The 17,461-nt window shown below is 65.5% G+C and carries 13 protein-coding genes and 1 tRNA gene; 11 read left to right on the forward strand and 3 right to left on the reverse strand.

Annotated features, from left to right (window positions below; translation table 11 throughout):
* Positions 1–127 precede the first annotated feature (127 nt).
* Entirely contained in the window at positions 128–976 is an 849-nt protein-coding gene (locus AC07NY_RS17340; protein WP_336813352.1) for a fumarylacetoacetate hydrolase family protein, read from the reverse strand.
* A 430-nt stretch (positions 977–1,406) separates the two neighbouring features.
* Here AC07NY_RS17340 and AC07NY_RS17345 point away from each other — a divergent pair, with 430 nt between their 5' ends.
* Positions 1,407–2,744, forward strand: coding sequence for an OmpP1/FadL family transporter (locus tag AC07NY_RS17345; RefSeq protein ID WP_492283705.1), 1,338 nt, complete (start codon positions 1,407–1,409; stop codon positions 2,742–2,744).
* A 135-nt stretch (positions 2,745–2,879) separates the two neighbouring features.
* Positions 2,880–3,347, forward strand: a complete 468-nt coding sequence (aac(6'), locus tag AC07NY_RS17350) for an aminoglycoside 6'-N-acetyltransferase (protein WP_494585136.1) — start codon at positions 2,880–2,882, stop codon at positions 3,345–3,347.
* 23 nt (positions 3,348–3,370) lie between these two features.
* On the opposite strand, the gene phaC is transcribed toward aac(6'), so the two are convergent.
* Positions 3,371–5,191, reverse strand: coding sequence for a class I poly(R)-hydroxyalkanoic acid synthase (gene phaC / locus AC07NY_RS17355; protein ID WP_494584873.1), 1,821 nt, complete (start codon positions 5,189–5,191; stop codon positions 3,371–3,373).
* Between the two features lie 115 nt (positions 5,192–5,306).
* On the opposite strand from phaC, the gene AC07NY_RS17360 reads away from it, so the two are divergent.
* The 5 genes from AC07NY_RS17360 to glpX all read left to right on the forward strand — a co-directional run bounded on the left by AC07NY_RS17360 (position 5,307) and on the right by glpX (position 10,051).
* Complete coding sequence (locus AC07NY_RS17360) at positions 5,307–5,669, forward strand: hypothetical protein (RefSeq protein ID WP_492283702.1); 363 nt, start codon at positions 5,307–5,309, stop codon at positions 5,667–5,669.
* 183 nt (positions 5,670–5,852) lie between these two features.
* Positions 5,853–7,073 (forward strand): LL-diaminopimelate aminotransferase, encoded by a 1,221-nt coding sequence (locus AC07NY_RS17365; protein ID WP_492283701.1) that lies wholly within the window; start codon positions 5,853–5,855, stop codon positions 7,071–7,073.
* A 105-nt stretch (positions 7,074–7,178) separates the two neighbouring features.
* Positions 7,179–7,610 carry a hypothetical protein gene (locus tag AC07NY_RS17370; RefSeq protein WP_492283700.1) on the forward strand — a complete coding sequence of 144 codons (432 nt, stop codon included), beginning with the start codon at positions 7,179–7,181 and terminating at the stop codon, positions 7,608–7,610.
* Positions 7,611–7,658: 48 nt separating this feature from the next.
* Positions 7,659–9,011 (forward strand): homoserine dehydrogenase, encoded by a 1,353-nt coding sequence (locus AC07NY_RS17375; protein ID WP_494584874.1) that lies wholly within the window; start codon positions 7,659–7,661, stop codon positions 9,009–9,011.
* A 41-nt stretch (positions 9,012–9,052) separates the two neighbouring features.
* Positions 9,053–10,051, forward strand: a complete 999-nt coding sequence (gene glpX, locus AC07NY_RS17380) for a class II fructose-bisphosphatase (RefSeq protein WP_492283698.1) — start codon at positions 9,053–9,055, stop codon at positions 10,049–10,051.
* Positions 10,052–10,179: 128 nt separating this feature from the next.
* On the opposite strand, the gene AC07NY_RS17385 is transcribed toward glpX, so the two are convergent.
* Positions 10,180–11,835, reverse strand: a complete 1,656-nt coding sequence (locus AC07NY_RS17385; RefSeq protein WP_494584875.1) for an FAD-binding dehydrogenase — start codon at positions 11,833–11,835, stop codon at positions 10,180–10,182.
* Positions 11,836–11,954: 119 nt separating this feature from the next.
* Here AC07NY_RS17385 and recJ point away from each other — a divergent pair, with 119 nt between their 5' ends.
* From recJ to AC07NY_RS17405, 4 genes are all read left to right on the forward strand, one after another.
* Complete coding sequence (gene recJ / locus AC07NY_RS17390; RefSeq protein WP_494584876.1) at positions 11,955–13,760, forward strand: single-stranded-DNA-specific exonuclease RecJ; 1,806 nt, start codon at positions 11,955–11,957, stop codon at positions 13,758–13,760.
* A 102-nt stretch (positions 13,761–13,862) separates the two neighbouring features.
* Positions 13,863–13,937: transfer RNA gene (locus AC07NY_RS17395), tRNA-Glu, on the forward strand.
* Between the two features lie 98 nt (positions 13,938–14,035).
* The gene (locus tag AC07NY_RS17400; RefSeq protein ID WP_494584877.1) at positions 14,036–15,955 is read left to right on the forward strand and encodes a site-specific integrase; all 1,920 of its coding nucleotides are present in this window, start codon (positions 14,036–14,038) and stop codon (positions 15,953–15,955) included.
* 582 nt (positions 15,956–16,537) lie between these two features.
* A complete protein-coding gene (locus AC07NY_RS17405; protein WP_494584878.1) occupies positions 16,538–17,149 on the forward strand; it encodes a recombinase family protein in 612 nt (203 codons plus the stop codon).
* Positions 17,150–17,461 lie beyond the last annotated feature (312 nt).

Here is a 17,461-nt window from a genome sequence, read left to right on the forward strand (position 1 = left end):
CGGCAGCGCTTTTTCGTTCTGCCTCGCCCAATTATTCGTTCTGCCTCGCCCGATCAGATGAAGCATCGACCGATCGCGGGCATCGCGCCGCCACAATGAAAGGGGCGCCGAAGCGCCCCTGCCATGGTCACCCCTTGTAGGGGATGAAGTTCTGCTTCTGCTCGCCGAGGCCCTCGATGCCGAGGGTGACGACCTCGCCGCCCTTGAGGAAGCGCGGCGGCTTGAAGCCGAGGCCGACGCCCGGAGGCGTGCCGGTGGTGATGACATCGCCCGGATCGAGCCGCATGAACTGGCTGATGTAGTGGACGAGATAGGCCGCGCCGAAGATCATCGTCTTGGTCGAGCCGTTCTGCACGCGCTCGCCATCGACCTCGAGCCACATGCCGAGATTCTGGATGTCCTTGATCTCGTCGGTGGTGACGAGCCACGGGCCGAGGGGGCCGAAGGTCGGGCAGCCCTTGCCCTTGGCCCACTGGCCGCCGCGCTCCTGCTGGAAGGCGCGCTCGGAGACGTCGTTGCAGACGCAGAAGCCGGCGATCGCGGCCATCGCGTCCTTTTCCTCGATATAGGAGCCGCCGTCACCGATCACGATCGCGAGCTCGACCTCCCAGTCGGTCTTCTGCGAGCCCTTCGGGATGATCACGTCGTCATTCGGGCCGACGATGCAGTTCGGGGCCTTGTTGAACAGGATCGGCTCCTTCGGGATCTCGGCGCCGGTCTCGGCGGCGTGATCGGCGAAGTTGAGGCCGACGGCGATGAAGTTGCGGACGTCCGCGACGCAGGCGCCGATGCGCGGCGAGCCCGAGACGAGCGGAAGGGATTCCGGCGCCAGCGCCTTGATCTTGGCGAGCGAGGCAGAGGTCAGCGCCTTGCCGCCGAGGTCGGGAATGACACCGGACAGGTCGCGCAACCCGCCCTTGGCATCGAGGAGGGCCGGCTTTTCCTGGCCCGGTGCGCCGTAGCGGAGCAGTTTCAAGGTGTTTCCCCCGTTTCAAACGATCTAAATGGGTGGGAGGGATTCTGATCGGATGCCGACCGGAAACACAAGCCCGTCATCGCGCATGGGGCATCCGCGATCAGCAGGCGGCTGGATTGTGGCGCGAATGCAACGGGGCTTCTCAAAGCGACAGATGCCGCTACGGGAGCGGCCGTCAACGGGCCAGAGCCGAAAGACCCGAAAACCAGCAATAGTTCTTATATAAACGATATCTTTCTGAACAATCTTGCCGGCGTGTGCTCGAAAATCGTCGTTTTTGGGCCGTTTTCGATGATGCTGAGGGCAAATGAGGGGATCATGTGGCAATTTCTGGGCGCTTGAAGCGGGATTGCGGCGGGAAACGGCTCGGGTCATGCTTCGAATCAAGCGAGGTGTCTGGCCTCGAAGAACCTAAACCGGGATGGATTCGATGAAGGGCCTTGTTCGTACCGCCGCAGCCGCCACGGTTTCGCTCGCTGCTCTCCTTGCGGCTGGAGCGGCCTCGGCCAGCTCCTTCGCCATCCGCAGCGGCCAGAGCGCCGAAGGCCTCGGCATGGCCTATGCCGGCGCGGCCTCGGGCGGCATCGGCCTGGGTTCGATGGCCTGGAACCCGGCGACCATCACCATGTTCCCCGGCCGCAACAGCCAGTGGAACTTCACCTATCTCTATGCCAATGGCGATTATCAGCCGAACTCGGTGACGCGCCTCGGCTCGCCGGTCGGCCCCGCCAGCCCGATCCAGGGCGGCACGGGCAATATCGGTGGTGACGGCGCCTTCATCCCCGCGTCTTACTCCGCCTGGCAGCTGACGGACCGGTTCTGGATCGGTCTGACGACCGGTGCGCCTTACGGGCTGCGTTCCAAGGCCGACAATCAGGTGCATGCGGGCCAGGTCTATGGCCGCTCTGCCAAGGTGCGCTCGATCAACGTCTCTCCGACCATCGGCTACCAGGTCAATGACTGGCTCTCGATCGGTGCGGCTTTTCAGATCCAGTACCTGAAGGCCAACCTGAAGACTGCGACCGGCGCGAATATCGGTCAGGCTATCGGACCGACGGCTCCGAACCAGATTCTGGACGGTGACACGGTCGATTACGGTTTCCGCTTCGGCGCGACCCTGACGCCGTTCCAGGGCACCACGATCGGTATCGCTTATCGCTCGTCGATCCGGCAGACGCTGGAAGGCGACCTCGGCACCCTGGCCGGCGTCGTGCCGATCAAGGCCAACCTGAACCTGCCGGACTCGGTCGTCTTCGGTATCTCGCAGGTCATCAACGAGCAGTGGCAGGCCCATCTCGGCGTGGAGTGGACGAACTGGAGCCGCTTCCGCCGGATCCCGATCGTCAGCCAGATTTCCGGCCGTCCGGTTTCGGGTCTGAACTTCGTCTATGACGACAGCTGGTTCTTCAGCGGCGCCGTCGAGTACAAGTACAACCGGGATCTGACCCTGCGAGCCGGCGTGGCCTATGAGCTTTCGGCGGTCAACGATACCAACCGGACGGTGTTCATCTCGGACAACGACCGCCTCTGGCTGTCGGCCGGCGCGAGCTATCAGGTGACCGACAAGCTGAAGCTCGACCTCGGCTACACCTACATCCACGTGAACAAGGCCGCCGTGAACTACACGGGTGCCCACCCGCAGCAGGGGCCGGTCTTCTACAGCGCCGAGGCCAAGCCCTATATCCACATTCTTTCGGCTGGCTTGACCTATCGCTGGGACAACCCCGCCGAGACGATCCCGGTTCAGCCGGTGGTCCGCAAGTACTGAGCGGCACCGACCGCATCACGAGAAAGCCGGCCTCTGGGCCGGCTTTTTTGTTGCCGTTTTGCTGCCGGCTTTTCCGGGATGCTGGCACCTGCGCCGTGCGGTCGCAATTTGCGCCACGGCGGCTTGGAGCAGGGAATGTCGATCACGATCGAACGTGCCGGCAGGCAGCATCTCTCCGCATGGGCGGCCCTGAGGGCTGAACTCTGGCCTGATGAGGGAGCCGAACAGCATCGAGACGAACTGGCCGACACGCTGTCCGCCGGCACCGGTCGCGATTTCGCCTGTGTCGCCCTGACAGCGGAGGGCGTGTGCGTCGGCTTCGCCGAGGCTGCCTTGCGGACCGATTACGTCAATGGCTGCGAGACGTCCCCGGTGGTCTTCCTCGAAGGCATCTTCGTCGCTGAGCCGCACCGCCGTTCCGGGATCGCCCGAAGGCTCTGCCGCGCGGTCGAGGATTGGGGCCGCGCGCGCGGCTGCTCGGAATTCGCCTCCGACGCTGCGATCGACAATGCCGGGAGCCTTGCGCTGCATCGCGCGCTCGGTTTCGTCGAGACCGAGCGCGTGGTTTATTTCCGCAAGGCCGTCGGCGCGAGTGGTGCCTGACCGGGGAGGTGGAAGGGGAAGCCTCAGGCCTTCGCCTTCACATAGGTCCCGGGAGCATCGGCGAGCGCCTCGAGCTTGCCTCCGCCCGGCTCGCGGGCCGCGACCTTCTTCGGCGCCTGGGCCTCCAGCCACTCGAACCAGTGCGGCCACCAGGAGCCGGGATGCTCGTCGGCCTTGGCCAGCCAGTCGGCATAGCGCCCCTTCGGCGGTCCGCTGGTCCAGTACTGGTACTTCACCTTGGCCGGCGGGTTGACGACGCCGGCGATATGGCCCGAGCCGGCAACGACATGCTCGACCGGCCCGCCGAAGCATTGCGAGCCGTTGAAGACCGACTGCGCGGGGGCGATATGGTCCTCGCGCGCCGCGAGATTATAGATCGGGATCGTCACCTGCTTGAGGTCGAGCGCCTTGCCGCCGATGCGCATCTCGCCCTTGGAGAGTTTGTTGTCGAGATAGCAGTTGCGCAGATAGAACGAGTGGTTCGCCGCCGGCATCCGCGTCGAATCCGAGTTCCAGTAGAGCAGGTCGAACGGCGTCGGCGCCTTGCCCTTGAGGTAGTTGTTGACGGCGTAGGACCAGATCAGGTCGTTCGGCCTGAGCATGTTGAAGGCGCCGGACATGCGCGAGCCGTCGAGATAGCCGGTCCGGGCCATCTGCTCCTCGATCGCGCGGATCTGCTCCTCGTCAACGAAGACCGAGAGCTCGCCGGCCTGCGAGAAATCGACCTGGGTCGTGAAGAAGGTCGCGCTCTCGATGCGCTTGTCGCGCACGGCGGCCATATAGGCCAGCGTCACGCCGAGCAGCGTGCCGCCGACGCAGTAACCGATCGACGAGACCTTCTTCTCGCCCGTCGCTTCCTCGATCGTGTCGAGCGCGGCGAAGATGCCTTCGCGCATGTAGCTCTCGAAATCCTTGGCGGCGTGGCGCGCGTCCGGATTGACCCAGGAGATGCAGAAGACCGTCAGCCCCTGCTCGACGCACCAGCGGATGAAGCTCTTTTCCGGGTTGAGGTCGAGGATGTAGAACTTGTTGATCCAGGGCGGCACGATCAGCAGCGGCCGCTTCAGCACCTGCGGCGTCGAGGGCGCGTACTGGATCAGCTCGATGATCTCGTTGCGGAAGACGACCTTGCCCGGCGTCGTCGCGATATTGACGCCGACCTCGAAGGAGGTGGCATCCGACTGGCGGATCTTGAGCTCGCCGCCGCCGGCTTCGACATCCTCGGCATACATCTTCATGCCGCGCACGAGGTTCTCGCCATTCTGCTGCAGCGTCTCGCGCAGCAGTTCGGGGTTGGTCGCGACGAAATTGGTGGGCGAGAGGGCGCCTGCGATCTGCTTGATGTAGAAGCGGGCCTTCTCGCGCGTATGCGGGTCGAGATCGTCGGCCTTGTCGACCATCGTCTCGGCCCAGCGCGAGCCGATCAGATAGGCCTGCTTGATGAAGTCGAAGGTCGGGTGGTTGGTCCAGTCGGGATCCTTGAAGCGGCCGTCGCGCTTGTCCGGCTCGGCCACGGGCGCGACCTCCTCGCCGCTGGCGCGCTTCAGGGCGGTGCTCCAGAGATTCATGAAGTCGCCGGTCAGCGAAGCCTGCGCCTCGATGATCTTGGAGGGGTCGTTGACCCAGCGCTCGGCGACCCGGCCCAGCGTCTTGACCATGTCGCTGGCCTCGTCGGCCTGGCCGGTCTTGGCCTCGCCGCGCTCGATCGGTTTCAGATAGGCGGCGGTGACCTTGCCGTATTCCTCGACGAGCCGGCCCATATTCTGCGCGAACTGGTCGAAGTCCGGGGCAGCGGCCTCAGCCGGGCCGGTGGTGTCCTTCGCCCTGTCGCTTTTCCCGCTCATGGCCTGCCCTTTCCCCCGGTCGTTATAGGATAGCGCATCGCGCTCCATTTTGGTCCTATTAAGGACGCAGCCGCTGTGCTTTACCAAGCAAAATCGACAACCTCTGGATGTCCCGATGCCGACTGAAATCTCCGCGAAGAAGCCGCTCCTGATTCCGGCAACCCTGGTTGCGGTGGGCGTGGCGCTCGCCGGCTGCGGCAGCGACGAGGGCTTCAAGGGTGTGGCCGAGGCTGCGGGCCTGGCGACCACGCCGCAGGAATCCAAGGCCTTCGTGCGTGAAACCCGCCCGGCCGATCTCGAATATGTCCCTGTGGGGTCGAGTGTGACGCGCGCTGCGCCGCGCAAGCCGGTCGATGACTACAAGAAGATCGAGGCCGCGCTCGAGGCCAAGCAGAAGTCCAACGAGGCCGCCGGGAACACCGCCAAGGCGCTCGGCACGACGCCGCCGCCGGAGCCGGCAAAAATCCCCCGGAACTGAGAACAGGTCCGGCCGAAGCGCTGGATCGCTCGGGCGGGCGCCTTCGCGCACACTGCGAATCGCAAGAACTTGCGTATTTTGCTCTGTCATGACGAAAGATGCGGTGCTAAGCACCCTCGACGCAAGGATGTAATCCCAGCGCAATCATGACACCGCCCGTCGGCGGCCGAGGACCTGTTCGAGATGACCGATTTCCATCGTATCAAGCGCCTGCCGCCTTACGTTTTCGAACAGGTCAACAAGATCAAGGCCGCCGAGCGCGCCAAAGGCGTCGACATCATCGATCTCGGCATGGGTAATCCCGACCTGCCGGCTCCGAAGCATGTCATCGAGAAGCTGGTCGAAACTGCCGGCAAGCCGCGCACCGACCGCTATTCCGCCTCGAAGGGCATCGGGGGCTTACGCCGTGCCCAGGCAAACTATTACGAGCGCCGCTTTGGCGTGAAGCTGAACCCCGACACGCAGGTCGTCGCGACTCTGGGTTCCAAGGAAGGCTTCGCTAACATGGCGCAGGCCATCACCGGGCCGGGCGATGTCGTGCTGGTGCCGAATCCGAGCTACCCGATCCACGCCTTCGGCTTCCTGATGGCGGGCGGCGTGATTCGCTCCGTCCCGGCCGAGCCGACGCCGGCGATGTTCCCGGCGCTGGAGCGGGCGATGATGCATTCGGTGCCGAAGCCGATCGCGCTCGTCACTTGCTACCCGGCCAATCCGACCGCCTATGTCGCCTCGCTCGATTTCTACCGGGACCTCGTCGCCTTCGCGAAGAAGCACGACCTGATCCTGCTCTCCGACCTTGCCTATGCCGAGGTTTATTTCGACGAGAAGAACCCGCCGCCGTCGATGCTGCAGGTGCCGGGCGCGATCGATGTCGCGGTCGAGTTCACCTCGATGTCGAAGACCTTCTCCATGGCCGGCTGGCGCATGGGCTTTGCCGTCGGCAACGAGCGCCTGCTCGCGGCGCTGGCGCGCGTGAAGTCCTATCTCGACTACGGCGCCTATACGCCGATCCAGGTCGCGGCGGCGGCCGCGCTCAACGGCCCGGACGATTGCATCCGCGAGATGCGCGATATCTATCGCAAGCGCCGCGACGCGCTGGTCGAGAGCTTCGGCAAGGCCGGCTGGGATTTCCCGGCGCCGGAGGCCTCGATGTTCGCCTGGGTCGCGATCCCCGAGAAGTTCCGCCATCTCGGCTCGCTGGAATTCTCGAAGCTCCTGATCGAGAAGGCGGAGGTCGCGGTCGCGCCGGGCATCGGCTTCGGTGAGCATGGCGACGACTATGTCCGCATCGCCATTGTCGAAAATGAGCAGCGCATTCGTCAGGCGGCGCGCAATATCGGCCGCTTCCTCAAGGGCGCCGACACGACGCTGCACAACGTCATCCAGATGCCGAAGGCGGGGTAGGGCGGGGTGGCTGCGGCATTGCATGCCTCTGGACCGCGCCCGCAAAACATGGGAACCGATGCGATGCGGACGGATCGATCCGCATCGCGCCCGGGGCTCGCTTCCATGTCACGCAAAGGCCGTCTGCTCGGCGTCGCTTTCGCCGTCTTCGCGCTGATCTGCCTCGTCGCGACCTACGACTATTCCCGGGGCCGCATTCCGCAGACGCGCTCGGCCCTGGTCTCGGATGTGCTGGCTGTCACCAATGGCCGCGAATGCGCGCGTGACGCCACCGAGATCGTCATGCGCTACATCCCGGTCGGAGCCGGACGGGCCGATGCAGAGCGTGTCCTCTCGGAGGTCACGATCGATCCGCCGAAGCCCTGGTTCTGGACCCCCGCCGTCGAGAACAGCACCGTTTCGCAAGGGGCGACGATCGAGGCGCTGCACACGATCAAGGCGACCGCCTTCGGCACCAACCTGTTGCGCATCTATCTCGGTTTCGAGGACGGCAAGGTGAAACGGGTCGCCGCCGAGGTTGTCTGCCATTTCGGCTGAAGCGGCTTCCACGTTGACTCGCGCCGCACCTCATGCGACGCCGCGCGCATGACCAGCGTGCCTCTTTCGCCTGCCTCCCAGCCCCTGCGCATCGGACTTGCCGGCCTCGGCACGGTCGGCGCTGCCACCTTGCGCATCCTGCGCCGGCAGGAGAACGCTTTGGCGGCGCGCTGCGGCCGTACGATCCGCGTCACCGCAGTCTCGGCGCGCGACCGCAACCGCGATCGCGGCATCGATCTCGGCGGGCTCGCCTGGTTCGACGATCCGGTCGCGCTGGCGAATTCGGATGATATCGACTGCCTGGTCGAACTGATCGGCGGCTCGGACGGCCCGGCCAAGGCCGCCGTCGAAGCGGCCCTGTCGGCCGGCAAGCATGTCGTCACCGCCAACAAGGCGCTGCTCGCCGCGCATGGCGTCGCGCTCGCCGATCTCGCCGAGAGCAAGGGCGTGGCGCTCGCCTTCGAGGCCTCTTCGGCCGGCGGCATTCCGGTGGTGAAGACCCTGCGCGAGGCGCTGGCCGGCAACAATGTCAGCCGCATCTCCGGCATCCTCAACGGAACCTGCAACTACATCCTCTCCCGCATGGAGCAGGAGGGCCTGACCTTCGAGGCCTGCCTGAAGGACGCGCAGCGCCTCGGCTATGCCGAAGCGGACCCGACCTTCGACGTCGAGGGCTTCGACACCGCCCATAAGCTCGCGATCCTGACCAGCCTCGCCTTCGGTACGAAGATCGACGCCGAAGCGATTCATGTCGAAGGCATTTCGGCGATCACGCCGCTCGATCTGAAGATGGCCGACGATCTCGGCTACCGCATCAAGCTGCTCGGCGTCGCCGAGCGCACCAAGACCGGCATCGAGCAGCGCGTGCATCCGACCATGGTGCCGAAATCATCCCCGATCGCACAGGTGATGGGCGTGCTCAACGCCGTCAGCGTCGATGCCGATGCGGTCCGTGAGATCACGCTGGTCGGGCCCGGCGCCGGTGGCGATCCGACGGCCTCGGCCGTCGTCGCCGATATCGCCGATGTCGCGCGCGGCACTGCCGGCCTGCCCTTCGGCCTGCCGGTCGCCCGCCTGGAGGAGGCGAAGCGCGCCCCGATGCAGCGCCATGAAGGCGGCTATTATGTTCGCCTTGCCGTTGCCGATCGTCCCGGCGCCGCGGCGGCCATCGCCACCCGCATGGCCGAGGCCGACATCTCTCTGGAGAGCATCGTTCAGCGCCGCTCGCCGGAGGCCGCGACGCGCGATCCGGGCGGCCGCTCGGGCGCGCCGGTGCCGGTCGTGCTCATCACCTATGCAACCAGCGAGACCACGATCCGCTCCGCGCTGGAAAAGGTCACCGCCGACGGTCATGTCGCGGAACCGCCGCAAGTCATCCGCATAGAGCGGGAACAGGCCTGACCGGCCATACCTGCCAAACTCATTGCAAGGGGACTCTTTTCATGTCCGTCGATCTCCGCATCTCCCCCGACCAGATCATCGAGCGCTATCTCTCGATGGAACTCGTGCGCGTCACCGAGCGCGCCGCCGTTGCAGCGGCCCGCCTGCGTGGCCACGGCAACGAGAAGGCGGCCGACCAGGCCGCGGTCGACGCGATGCGCCGTGAATTGAACCGCCTGCCGATCGATGGCGAGATCGTCATCGGCGAGGGCGAGCGCGACGAGGCGCCGATGCTCTTCATCGGCGAGAAGGTCGGCAACAAGCAGGGCCCGAAGGTGCATATCGCGGTCGACCCGCTCGAAGGCACCACGCTCTGCGCCAAGGACATGCCGGGCTCGATCGCCGTGATGGCGATGGCTGGCGCCGGCAGCCTGCTCTACGCTCCCGACGTGTACATGGACAAGATCGCTTGCGGCCCGGGCTACGCCAAGGGCGTGATCGACCTCGACGCCTCTCCGGCTGACAACATCAACGCGCTGGCCAAGGCCAAGGGCGTCAAGCCGAACGAAATCTCCACGCTGATCATGGACCGCCCGCGCCATGCCAAGCTGATCGAGGAGGTCCGCAAGACCGGCTGCTCGATCCGCCTCATCACCGATGGCGACGTCGCCGGCGTGATCTTCTGCACCCAGCCCGAGAAGACCGGCATCGACCTCTATCTCGGCATTGGCGGCGCGCCGGAAGGTGTCCTCGCTGCGGCGGCACTCCGCTGCGTCGGCGGCCAGATGCAGGGCCGTCTCATCCTCGACACCGAGGAAAAGCGCGTGCGCGCCCACGGCATGGGCGTGCTCGATCCCAACAAGAAATACGACATGTCGGAAATGGCCTCGGGAGACGTCATCGTCTGCGCGACCGGCGTCACCGATGGTGGCATGCTTTCCGGCGTACGCTTCGGCAAGGATTTCATCGAGACCGAGACGCTGGTCTATCGCTCGATCACCGGCACTGTCCGCCGCATCTATGGCGAGCACCGCGAGCTCTCGAAGTTCCAGCTCGATTGAGCACTTTCCTCGCGCGGTCATCCCGGGCGTAGCGAAGCGCAGACTCGGGATCCATTCCGGAACGGTTCAGGCATGGATCCCGGATCGGCGCCGCTGACGCGGCTTGTCCGGGATGACGTGAGAGGAAATCAAATCACCGCGCCCGCCGCCGCCCGTCCGGCGGCGCGGCCCGAGAAGATGCAGCCGCCGAGGAAGGTTCCTTCCAGCGCCCGGTAGCCATGCACGCCGCCGCCACCGAAGCCGGCGGCCTCTCCGGCCGCATAGAGTCCCGGCACCGGCACGCCGCCATCGTCCAGCACCCGCGACGATAGATCCGTCTCCAGCCCGCCCAGCGATTTCCGCGTCAGGATGTTGAGCCTGACTGCGATCAACGGCCCATGCGCGGGATCGAGGATGCGGTGCGGCTTGGCCGTGCGGATCAGTTTGTCGCCGAGATAGTTGCGCGCCCCGCGCAAGGCCGTGACCTGCAGGTCCTTGCCGAACGGATTGGCCAGAGCCCGGTCGCGCGCCTCGATCTGTCCGCGCAGATGCGCCTCGTCGATCAGGTGTTCCCCGGCGAGATCGTTCATGCGGGCGACGAGGCGGCTGAAATCGTGCTCGACGATGAAATCCGCGCCCTTGTCCATGAAAGCCTGCACCGGCCCCGGCACGCCGCCGCCGGCGCGGCCCAGCACCTGCCGCCAGCTTTTCCCCGTTAGGTCGGGGTTCTGCTCCGAGCCCGACAGCGCGAATTCCTTGGCGATGATGCTGCGGTTCAGCACGAACCATGAGTAATCGTAGCCGGTCTTCATGATGTGCTCGAGCGTGCCCAGCGTGTCGAAGCCGGGGAAGAGCGGCACCGGCAGGCGGTTGCCGCACGCGTCGAACCAGAGCGGGGAGGGGCCGGGCAGGATGCGGATGGCGTGCCTCGGCCAGATCGGCGCCCAGTTGGCGATGCCCTCGACATAGTGCCACATCCGGTCGCCATTGATCAGGCGCCCGCCGGCCGCCTCAGCCACGCCGAGCATCGCACCGTCGACATGATCCGGCACGCCAGAGAGTAGCCGGGCAGGGGCCTCGCCGAGACGCGCCGGCCAGTTGGCCCGCACCAGCTCGTGATTGCCGCCGATGCCGCCGGAGGTAACGATCACGGCCTGCGCCTTCAGGCTGAACGAGCTGACGACACCAAGCCCGCTTTTCTCTCCACGCCCCACGCTGCTCGGCTCCAGCACCTCGCCCTCCACGCCATCGATCACCCCACCACTTTTGCTGATGCCGGTGACACGATGGCGGAAGCGGAAGGAGAGCAAGCCTTTCGCCTGTGCTTCCTTTGCCCGGCGCAGGAAGGGCTCCAGCACGCCCGGCCCCGTGCCCCAGGTCACATGGAAGCGCGGCACCGAGTTGCCATGACCCGTCGCGAGATAGCCGCCGCGCTCAGCCCATCCGACGACCGGGAACCAGCGCATGCCCATCGCATGCAGCCAGCTGCGCTTCTCGCCCGCGGCGAAGTCGAGATAGGCTTCGGCCCAGCGCCGCGGCCACTCATCTTCAGGCCGGTCGAACCCGGCTGAGCCGAACCAGTCATCGTTGGCCAGCTCACGCGAATCGCGGATGCGCAGGCGCCGCTGCTCGGGGCTGTCGACGAAGAACAATCCGCCCAGTGACCAAAAGGCCTGACCGCCGAGCGACTGCTCCGGCTCCTGATCGAGCAGCACGACCTTGCGCCCGGCTTCCGCGATCTCGCAGGCGGCGACGAGGCCGGAGAGCCCCGCGCCGACGATCGCCACATCGGTTTCGTGCTGCATGATCTCCCCGCGACGCCGCCTTTGCCGATGGCTTGCTCGCACTATGACGAGGCTGCTGGGTCCGGCCAAGTTCGACGCTGGTTGACCTTGCGCCCGCTATGGGCGACGCCGGTGGCACGATGAGTCTGGTGCAGCAGTCCCGTGTTTTCCTCGGCGTCACCCGTTCGGCCCTTGGCCGTCCCTGGCGCGATCGGCTCGATACGGCAGGCCTCGGCCGGGCCGAGGCGCTCTCCCAGCGCGAGGGGCTCTCCGACATCCTCTCGCGTCTGCTCGCCTCGCGCGGCGTCGAGCCGGCCGAGGCCACGCTCTTCCTCGAGCCGAAGCTGCGCGACCTGCTGCCGGACCCGGCCATCCTGACCGATATGGAGCCCGCTGCCGCCCGCCTGGCGCAGGCCGGCATCAAGGGCGAGCGCGTCGCGATCTTCGGCGATTACGATGTCGACGGCGCCTGCTCCTCGGCGCTGCTCGCTGGCTTCCTGACCCAGGCGGGCGCCAACCCGCGTATCCACATCCCCGACCGCTTGATCGAGGGCTATGGCCCCAACAGCGAGGCGATCCGCATGCTGGCGGGCGAGGGCGCGACCCTGCTCGTCACGGTCGATTGCGGTACCACCAGCGAGGAGCCGCTCGCCGAAGCGCGCCGGCTCGGCCTCGATGTCGTCGTGCTCGATCACCATCAGGCGCCGGAGCGGCTGCCCGCCGTCGAGGCGCTGGTCAATCCGAACCGGCAGGACGATCTCTCGGGCCTTGGCCATCTCTGCGCCGCCGGCGTCGTCTTCCTGTCACTGGTCGCGACCAGCCGGGCCTTGCGCCGGGAAGGTCACTGGGCCGCACGCGGCAGCGAGCCCGACCTGCTGGCGATGCTCGATCTCGTCGCGCTGGCGACGGTTGCCGACGTCGTGCCGTTGCAGGGGCTCAACCGCGCCTTTGTGCGGCAGGGGCTGGCGATGATGCGCAGCCGCGCCAGGCCGGGTCTCGCTGCCCTCATGGATGTCTCTGGCCTCGACGGGCCGATCCAGCCTTGGCATCTCGGCTTCCTGCTTGGCCCGCGCATCAATGCCGGCGGGCGCATCGGCGATGCCGCACTCGGCGCGCGCCTGCTCCTGACGGACGATGAGGTCGAAGCGCGCACCATTGCGACAGAGCTCAACCGCCTCAATCAGGAGCGGCAGGAGATCGAGCGCCTCGCGGTGCTGGAGGCTGTCTCGCAGGCCGAGCACGAACTCGCCGGCATGGCTGAGCTGCCTGTCCTGCTCGCTGGTAGCGCCGACTGGCATCCCGGCATCGTCGGCCTCGTCGCGGCCCGCTTGAAGGAGCGCTTCCGCCGTCCCGCTTTCGCGCTGGCGCTGAACGGGGAGGGCGGGGCGACAGGCTCCGGCCGCTCGATCGCCGGCGTCGATCTCGGCCGTGCCGTGCGCGCCGCTGTCGAGGCCGGCCACGCGGTCAAGGGCGGGGGGCACGCCATGGCGGCGGGCGTGACGCTGGCGCCCGGCCAGGCCAGCGGCTTCCACGCCTTCCTCAACGATTACCTCTTGCGCGAGGTCGCCGCCGTCGGTGACGCCGAGGCGCTGCTGATCGATGCCGCGCTCAGTGCCGGAGGCGCCAGTCCCCGTCTTCTCGCCGAGATCGACAAGGCCGGCCCCTTCGGTTCCGGTAGCCCCGAGCCGGTCTTCGTCTTCCCGGCTCATCGCCTGACCGATGCCGTCGAGATCGGTTCCGGCGGCCATGTCCGCATCAAGCTGCGCTCAGGCGACGGCGCCAGCATCGGTGGAATCGCCTTCCGCGCGGCGCAGGAGCCGCTGGGCCAGGCCCTCTTCGCTGCTCGCGGCGAGATGGTGCATCTCGCGGCGACCCTTTCGCTGAACCGCTGGGGCGGCCGGGAAACGGCGGAATTGCGCATCCTCGACCTCGCCCGTCCGGTCTGAGACGTCGCCGGCTATTTTCTTGTGAACGGGTGCTTGCGGAGCGGGAAGCCTGCCACTATACCTCGCCCCGCTTCGACACGAACCCCAGCGGTTCGCGGCACAGCGGTCTTCGTCTATCGGTTAGGACACCAGCCTTTCACGCTGGGAAGACGGGTTCGATTCCCGTAGACCGCGCCATCGCTCCTCCAAGCACTTGCAATGCTAGAACTCTTGCCCTTTCATGGGCTTAGAGCTGACGCGCTTGTACGTTTTGATTGTACGGAGCGGGTCGGGCAATGGCGATCACCTACATGAAGCGTCGACCTTCGGGCATCTACGAGTTTCGCCGCATGCTTCCCCGATCAATCGCGGGGCAGTCGGTGCCGGCCTACGCGCTTCCGGCTCTGGCGGAGCTGACCAACCCGAAAACGGGCCGCTTCAAGCTTGAGCTGACGGTTTCCCTCAAGACCTCAGAGATAGCGGCGGCCAAGCGAGAATACGCCAAAGAGCAGGCCCGCGTGGCTGTGCTCATTGAAACTGCGCTGTCGCTCCTTGCAGCTGGCCCGCCTCCCGACAGAAGCCGTGAGCTGCCCGACCTTGAGCGCCTCCACGAAGAAATGGTCGCGGCGATTCTGAAATCTGATGAGGAGGAGCGGCAGCAGGGCGATTCTCGGCGCCATCTTCAGACTCCCGAAGAGCGGCAGCAATGGCCTGATCTCCTGCAAGTTCGCCCGAGCGGCTCTGTGGGCATGGAGATCGACCACTATCTGGTCCTTGGAACTCATATCGAAGAGTTGCACCGGGACTATCGGAAGGCGCTCGCGATGCAGGACGCTCGCATTGTGGAGCCGGAGCTGAACTCGTGGTTGCGGAAGAACGGCCTGACCATCGACCCAGATTTACCCTGGAGGCCTATGGCCGCGCTGGCGGCTCTGCGTGCCCATGTGAAGGCCTACGGCCTGCTTGAGGCAAGGCACAAGGGCGATGACGTTCCTACCCCTACCGTCGCCCCAGCCAGCCGCACGCCAGCGCCCTCAGGTCAAGGCCCGAAACTCTCCGATGCCTACAAGCAATGGCGCGATGGGAACGAGGCGAGGGGCGCCCGCAAGCCGTCCCAGCGCTCCGTGCAGATCAATGACCACGCTGTTCGGCTCTTCACGGAGCTGCACGGAGATTTGCCGCTTGGAGCCATCAGCTTCGAGAAGGCCCGGCAGTTTCGCGATGCCTATGCGAAGATGCCGACCCGGCTGACCGGCGAGTTGCAAGGGAAGACGCTGCCAGAGCTGCTAGCACACCCGGATGCTGGGAGCTTTAAGACGCCCAACGGCACCACCGTGAACAAGCTCCTAGGCATGCTCGGGGCCATCGTCAGCGCGGCGGAGCGGGAAGGGGCGCTGGACCACATCGCCGGCTTCCAGAACCCGTTCGGCAAGCGGGTGAAGCTCCAAGTGGATGACCGCGCGGAAGACAGCCGCGAGCGCTTCACGGCGGCAGACCTGGATCGGATATTCGCCAGCCCTGTGTTCGCCAAGAATACCAGACCCACGGGCGGGGGCGGGGAGGCCTCCTTTTGGTTGCCGCCCATCGCACTGCTGACGGGCGCTCGCCAGAACGAGATTGCCGAGCTGCGCTTGAAGGACTTGGCGAAGGATGCGGAGACCGGGGTCTGGCACCTCGACATCGGCACCGAAGGCGGGCGCTCAATCAAGACCGCAAGCTCCCGCCGCAAGGTCCCACTCCACCCGGCGCTCATCGAGGTCGGCATTCTGCAATACCGCGAGGCCATCTCGAAGCGATTAGGCGGGGATGGATTGAAACCGCTCTGGCCTGACATCACCACTGACAGCGCGGGGCGTAGGGCAGGGCTTTGGTCGAAGTGGTTCAACCGCTACCTCCGCTCCAAGGCCGGCATCAAGGATAGCCGCAAGGTCTTCCATTCTTTCCGCCATAGCTTCAAGCGCAACGCCCGCGACGCCAAGGTTTCCGAGGAGATGCACGACGCCATCACGGGGCATTCTAGCGCCTCCGTGAGCGGCAGCTACGGCCAAGGATTCGGCCTTCCGGCGATGCTCGAAGCGCTCTCTAGCATCCCCGCGCCAGCCATAGTGCGGAGCTTGAAGTGGCAGGCGGGGAAGTGGAAGCCGAAAGCTCCACCTACACCGCAGCCTCAGCAAACCATCAAGCTGAGGACGCGCCGTAAACCGAAGGCGGGCTGACTCGATGGAAAATCTCCGGGCTGCTCTGCTCTTGCGCCATCTAAGGAGGGCGACAGCTACCGCTGCCTTGGGTCACTGCTGATGGTGACACATTTGACCGCTCCCGTTCGCTTTTAGGCTGTCTCAGGCGGGCAAGAAAAAAGCTGTGCGGTGCGGGGTTGACGCCCTCGCGCGAGCCTCATGCTCGACATCGAGATTCGAGCGGAGGGCTCTATGCGGCGAGATGTGCGCCTCTCCACGTTGCTTGAGACGGTGCCCAAGGTGAACTCCTTGTGGTCCCTGTTAGCGTGGGCAGTGATCGTAGCGCTTTGGTATCTTGAGCGGGGCTGGGAAGGGTGGCGGAAGCGGCGACAATGAGAGCTGCCGAGCATGCAAGGGTCTCTTATGCGAGAGGTCCTATTCGTGACGGCGGATTAGCGTTTCCCCCCGTGCCACCCCCATTACTCCTATTTACGTCCAATAGAGCCCGCCCTACCGGACATGTCCGACCCCAGCTTCCAATGTGTCCAATAGGCTACTGGTTGACATTTGGACAAACGCGACTCACAACTCCGGAGGCTATTGGACACTCGGAGCTTCATCATGTCGCCGTTGCACAAGCCTACGGGCCAACTCGTGGGCTATGCCCGCACCTCCACCACCGAGCAGGAAGCCGGCCTTGAGGCCCAACTTCGCGACCTCCGAGCGGCGGGCTGCTCCAAGATTTTCCGCGAGCACGCCTCATCGGTTTCGGATCGAGCAGAGCTTGAACGCGCCATCGAGTATCTGCGCGGCGGTGATACGTTGGTGGTCTGCAAGGTGGACCGGCTGGCACGCTCGACGGTGGGGCTTTGGGAGATCGTCCAGCGTCTCGAAGGGGTCGATGATGGCGGTGCGGGCCTGCGCGTGCTCAACCTCGGCGGCGAGACGGTCGATACCAAAAGCGCTACCGGCAAGCTCATTCTGACGATCTTCGCGGGGTTCGCGCAGTTTGAACGGGAAATGATGCTGGAGCGTCAGCGTGAGGGGATAGCCAAGGCAAAGGCAGAAGGTCGCTACAAGGGTAGGAAGCCAACCGCCAGAGCCAAAGCCGATGAGGCCGTCCGGCTCTTTAAGTCAGGCCGCACGGTCTCACAGGTTGCAAAGGAGCTTGCGATAGGACGGGGCAGTATCTACCGCGCTTTGCAAGCTGCAGGAATCCAGCTCGACTCCTGACAGCGCAACTCATTGGATCTTCTGCAGGAGCTTGTCGCAGTCAGCAGGATCAGGGCGACCAGGCTTCGCGCAGCGGGCAGACCAGCGGTCAAAAGCTCGTACCGTTGCCTCGCGTTGCTACATCCCGACACGCCGCGTCTGCGTGCACGTCGTTGATAGCGTCAACTTGGGTCGGTTGCCGATGGCTGAAATAATTGCGGGATTGTCTTGAAATCGCCTCATCTCGCTCAAATGTATGTACCGCGCAAGAGCGCACAACGAAGGAGCAGTTTCTAGGATGATCTATGCCTGATGTGAGCCCTCGGCTCACTT

This window comes from Allobosea sp. GW821-FHT09G06 (assembly GCF_059416005.1).

Excerpts from the sequence above, each read along its gene's own strand:
- AC07NY_RS17345 (WP_492283705.1), top strand. The coding sequence starts at position 1,407 with ATGAAGGGCCTTGTTCGTACCGCCGCAGCCGCCACGGTTTCGCTCGCT.
- phaC (WP_494584873.1), bottom strand. The coding sequence starts at position 5,191 with ATGAGCGGGAAAAGCGACAGGGCGAAGGACACCACCGGCCCGGCTGAG.
- AC07NY_RS17360 (WP_492283702.1), top strand. The coding sequence starts at position 5,307 with ATGCCGACTGAAATCTCCGCGAAGAAGCCGCTCCTGATTCCGGCAACC.
- AC07NY_RS17365 (WP_492283701.1), top strand. The coding sequence starts at position 5,853 with ATGACCGATTTCCATCGTATCAAGCGCCTGCCGCCTTACGTTTTCGAA.
- AC07NY_RS17370 (WP_492283700.1), top strand. The coding sequence starts at position 7,179 with ATGTCACGCAAAGGCCGTCTGCTCGGCGTCGCTTTCGCCGTCTTCGCG.
- AC07NY_RS17375 (WP_494584874.1), top strand. The coding sequence starts at position 7,659 with ATGACCAGCGTGCCTCTTTCGCCTGCCTCCCAGCCCCTGCGCATCGGA.
- glpX (WP_492283698.1), top strand. The coding sequence starts at position 9,053 with ATGTCCGTCGATCTCCGCATCTCCCCCGACCAGATCATCGAGCGCTAT.
- AC07NY_RS17385 (WP_494584875.1), bottom strand. The coding sequence starts at position 11,835 with ATGCAGCACGAAACCGATGTGGCGATCGTCGGCGCGGGGCTCTCCGGC.
- recJ (WP_494584876.1), top strand. The coding sequence starts at position 11,955 with ATGAGTCTGGTGCAGCAGTCCCGTGTTTTCCTCGGCGTCACCCGTTCG.
- AC07NY_RS17400 (WP_494584877.1), top strand. The coding sequence starts at position 14,036 with ATGGCGATCACCTACATGAAGCGTCGACCTTCGGGCATCTACGAGTTT.
- AC07NY_RS17405 (WP_494584878.1), top strand. The coding sequence starts at position 16,538 with ATGTCGCCGTTGCACAAGCCTACGGGCCAACTCGTGGGCTATGCCCGC.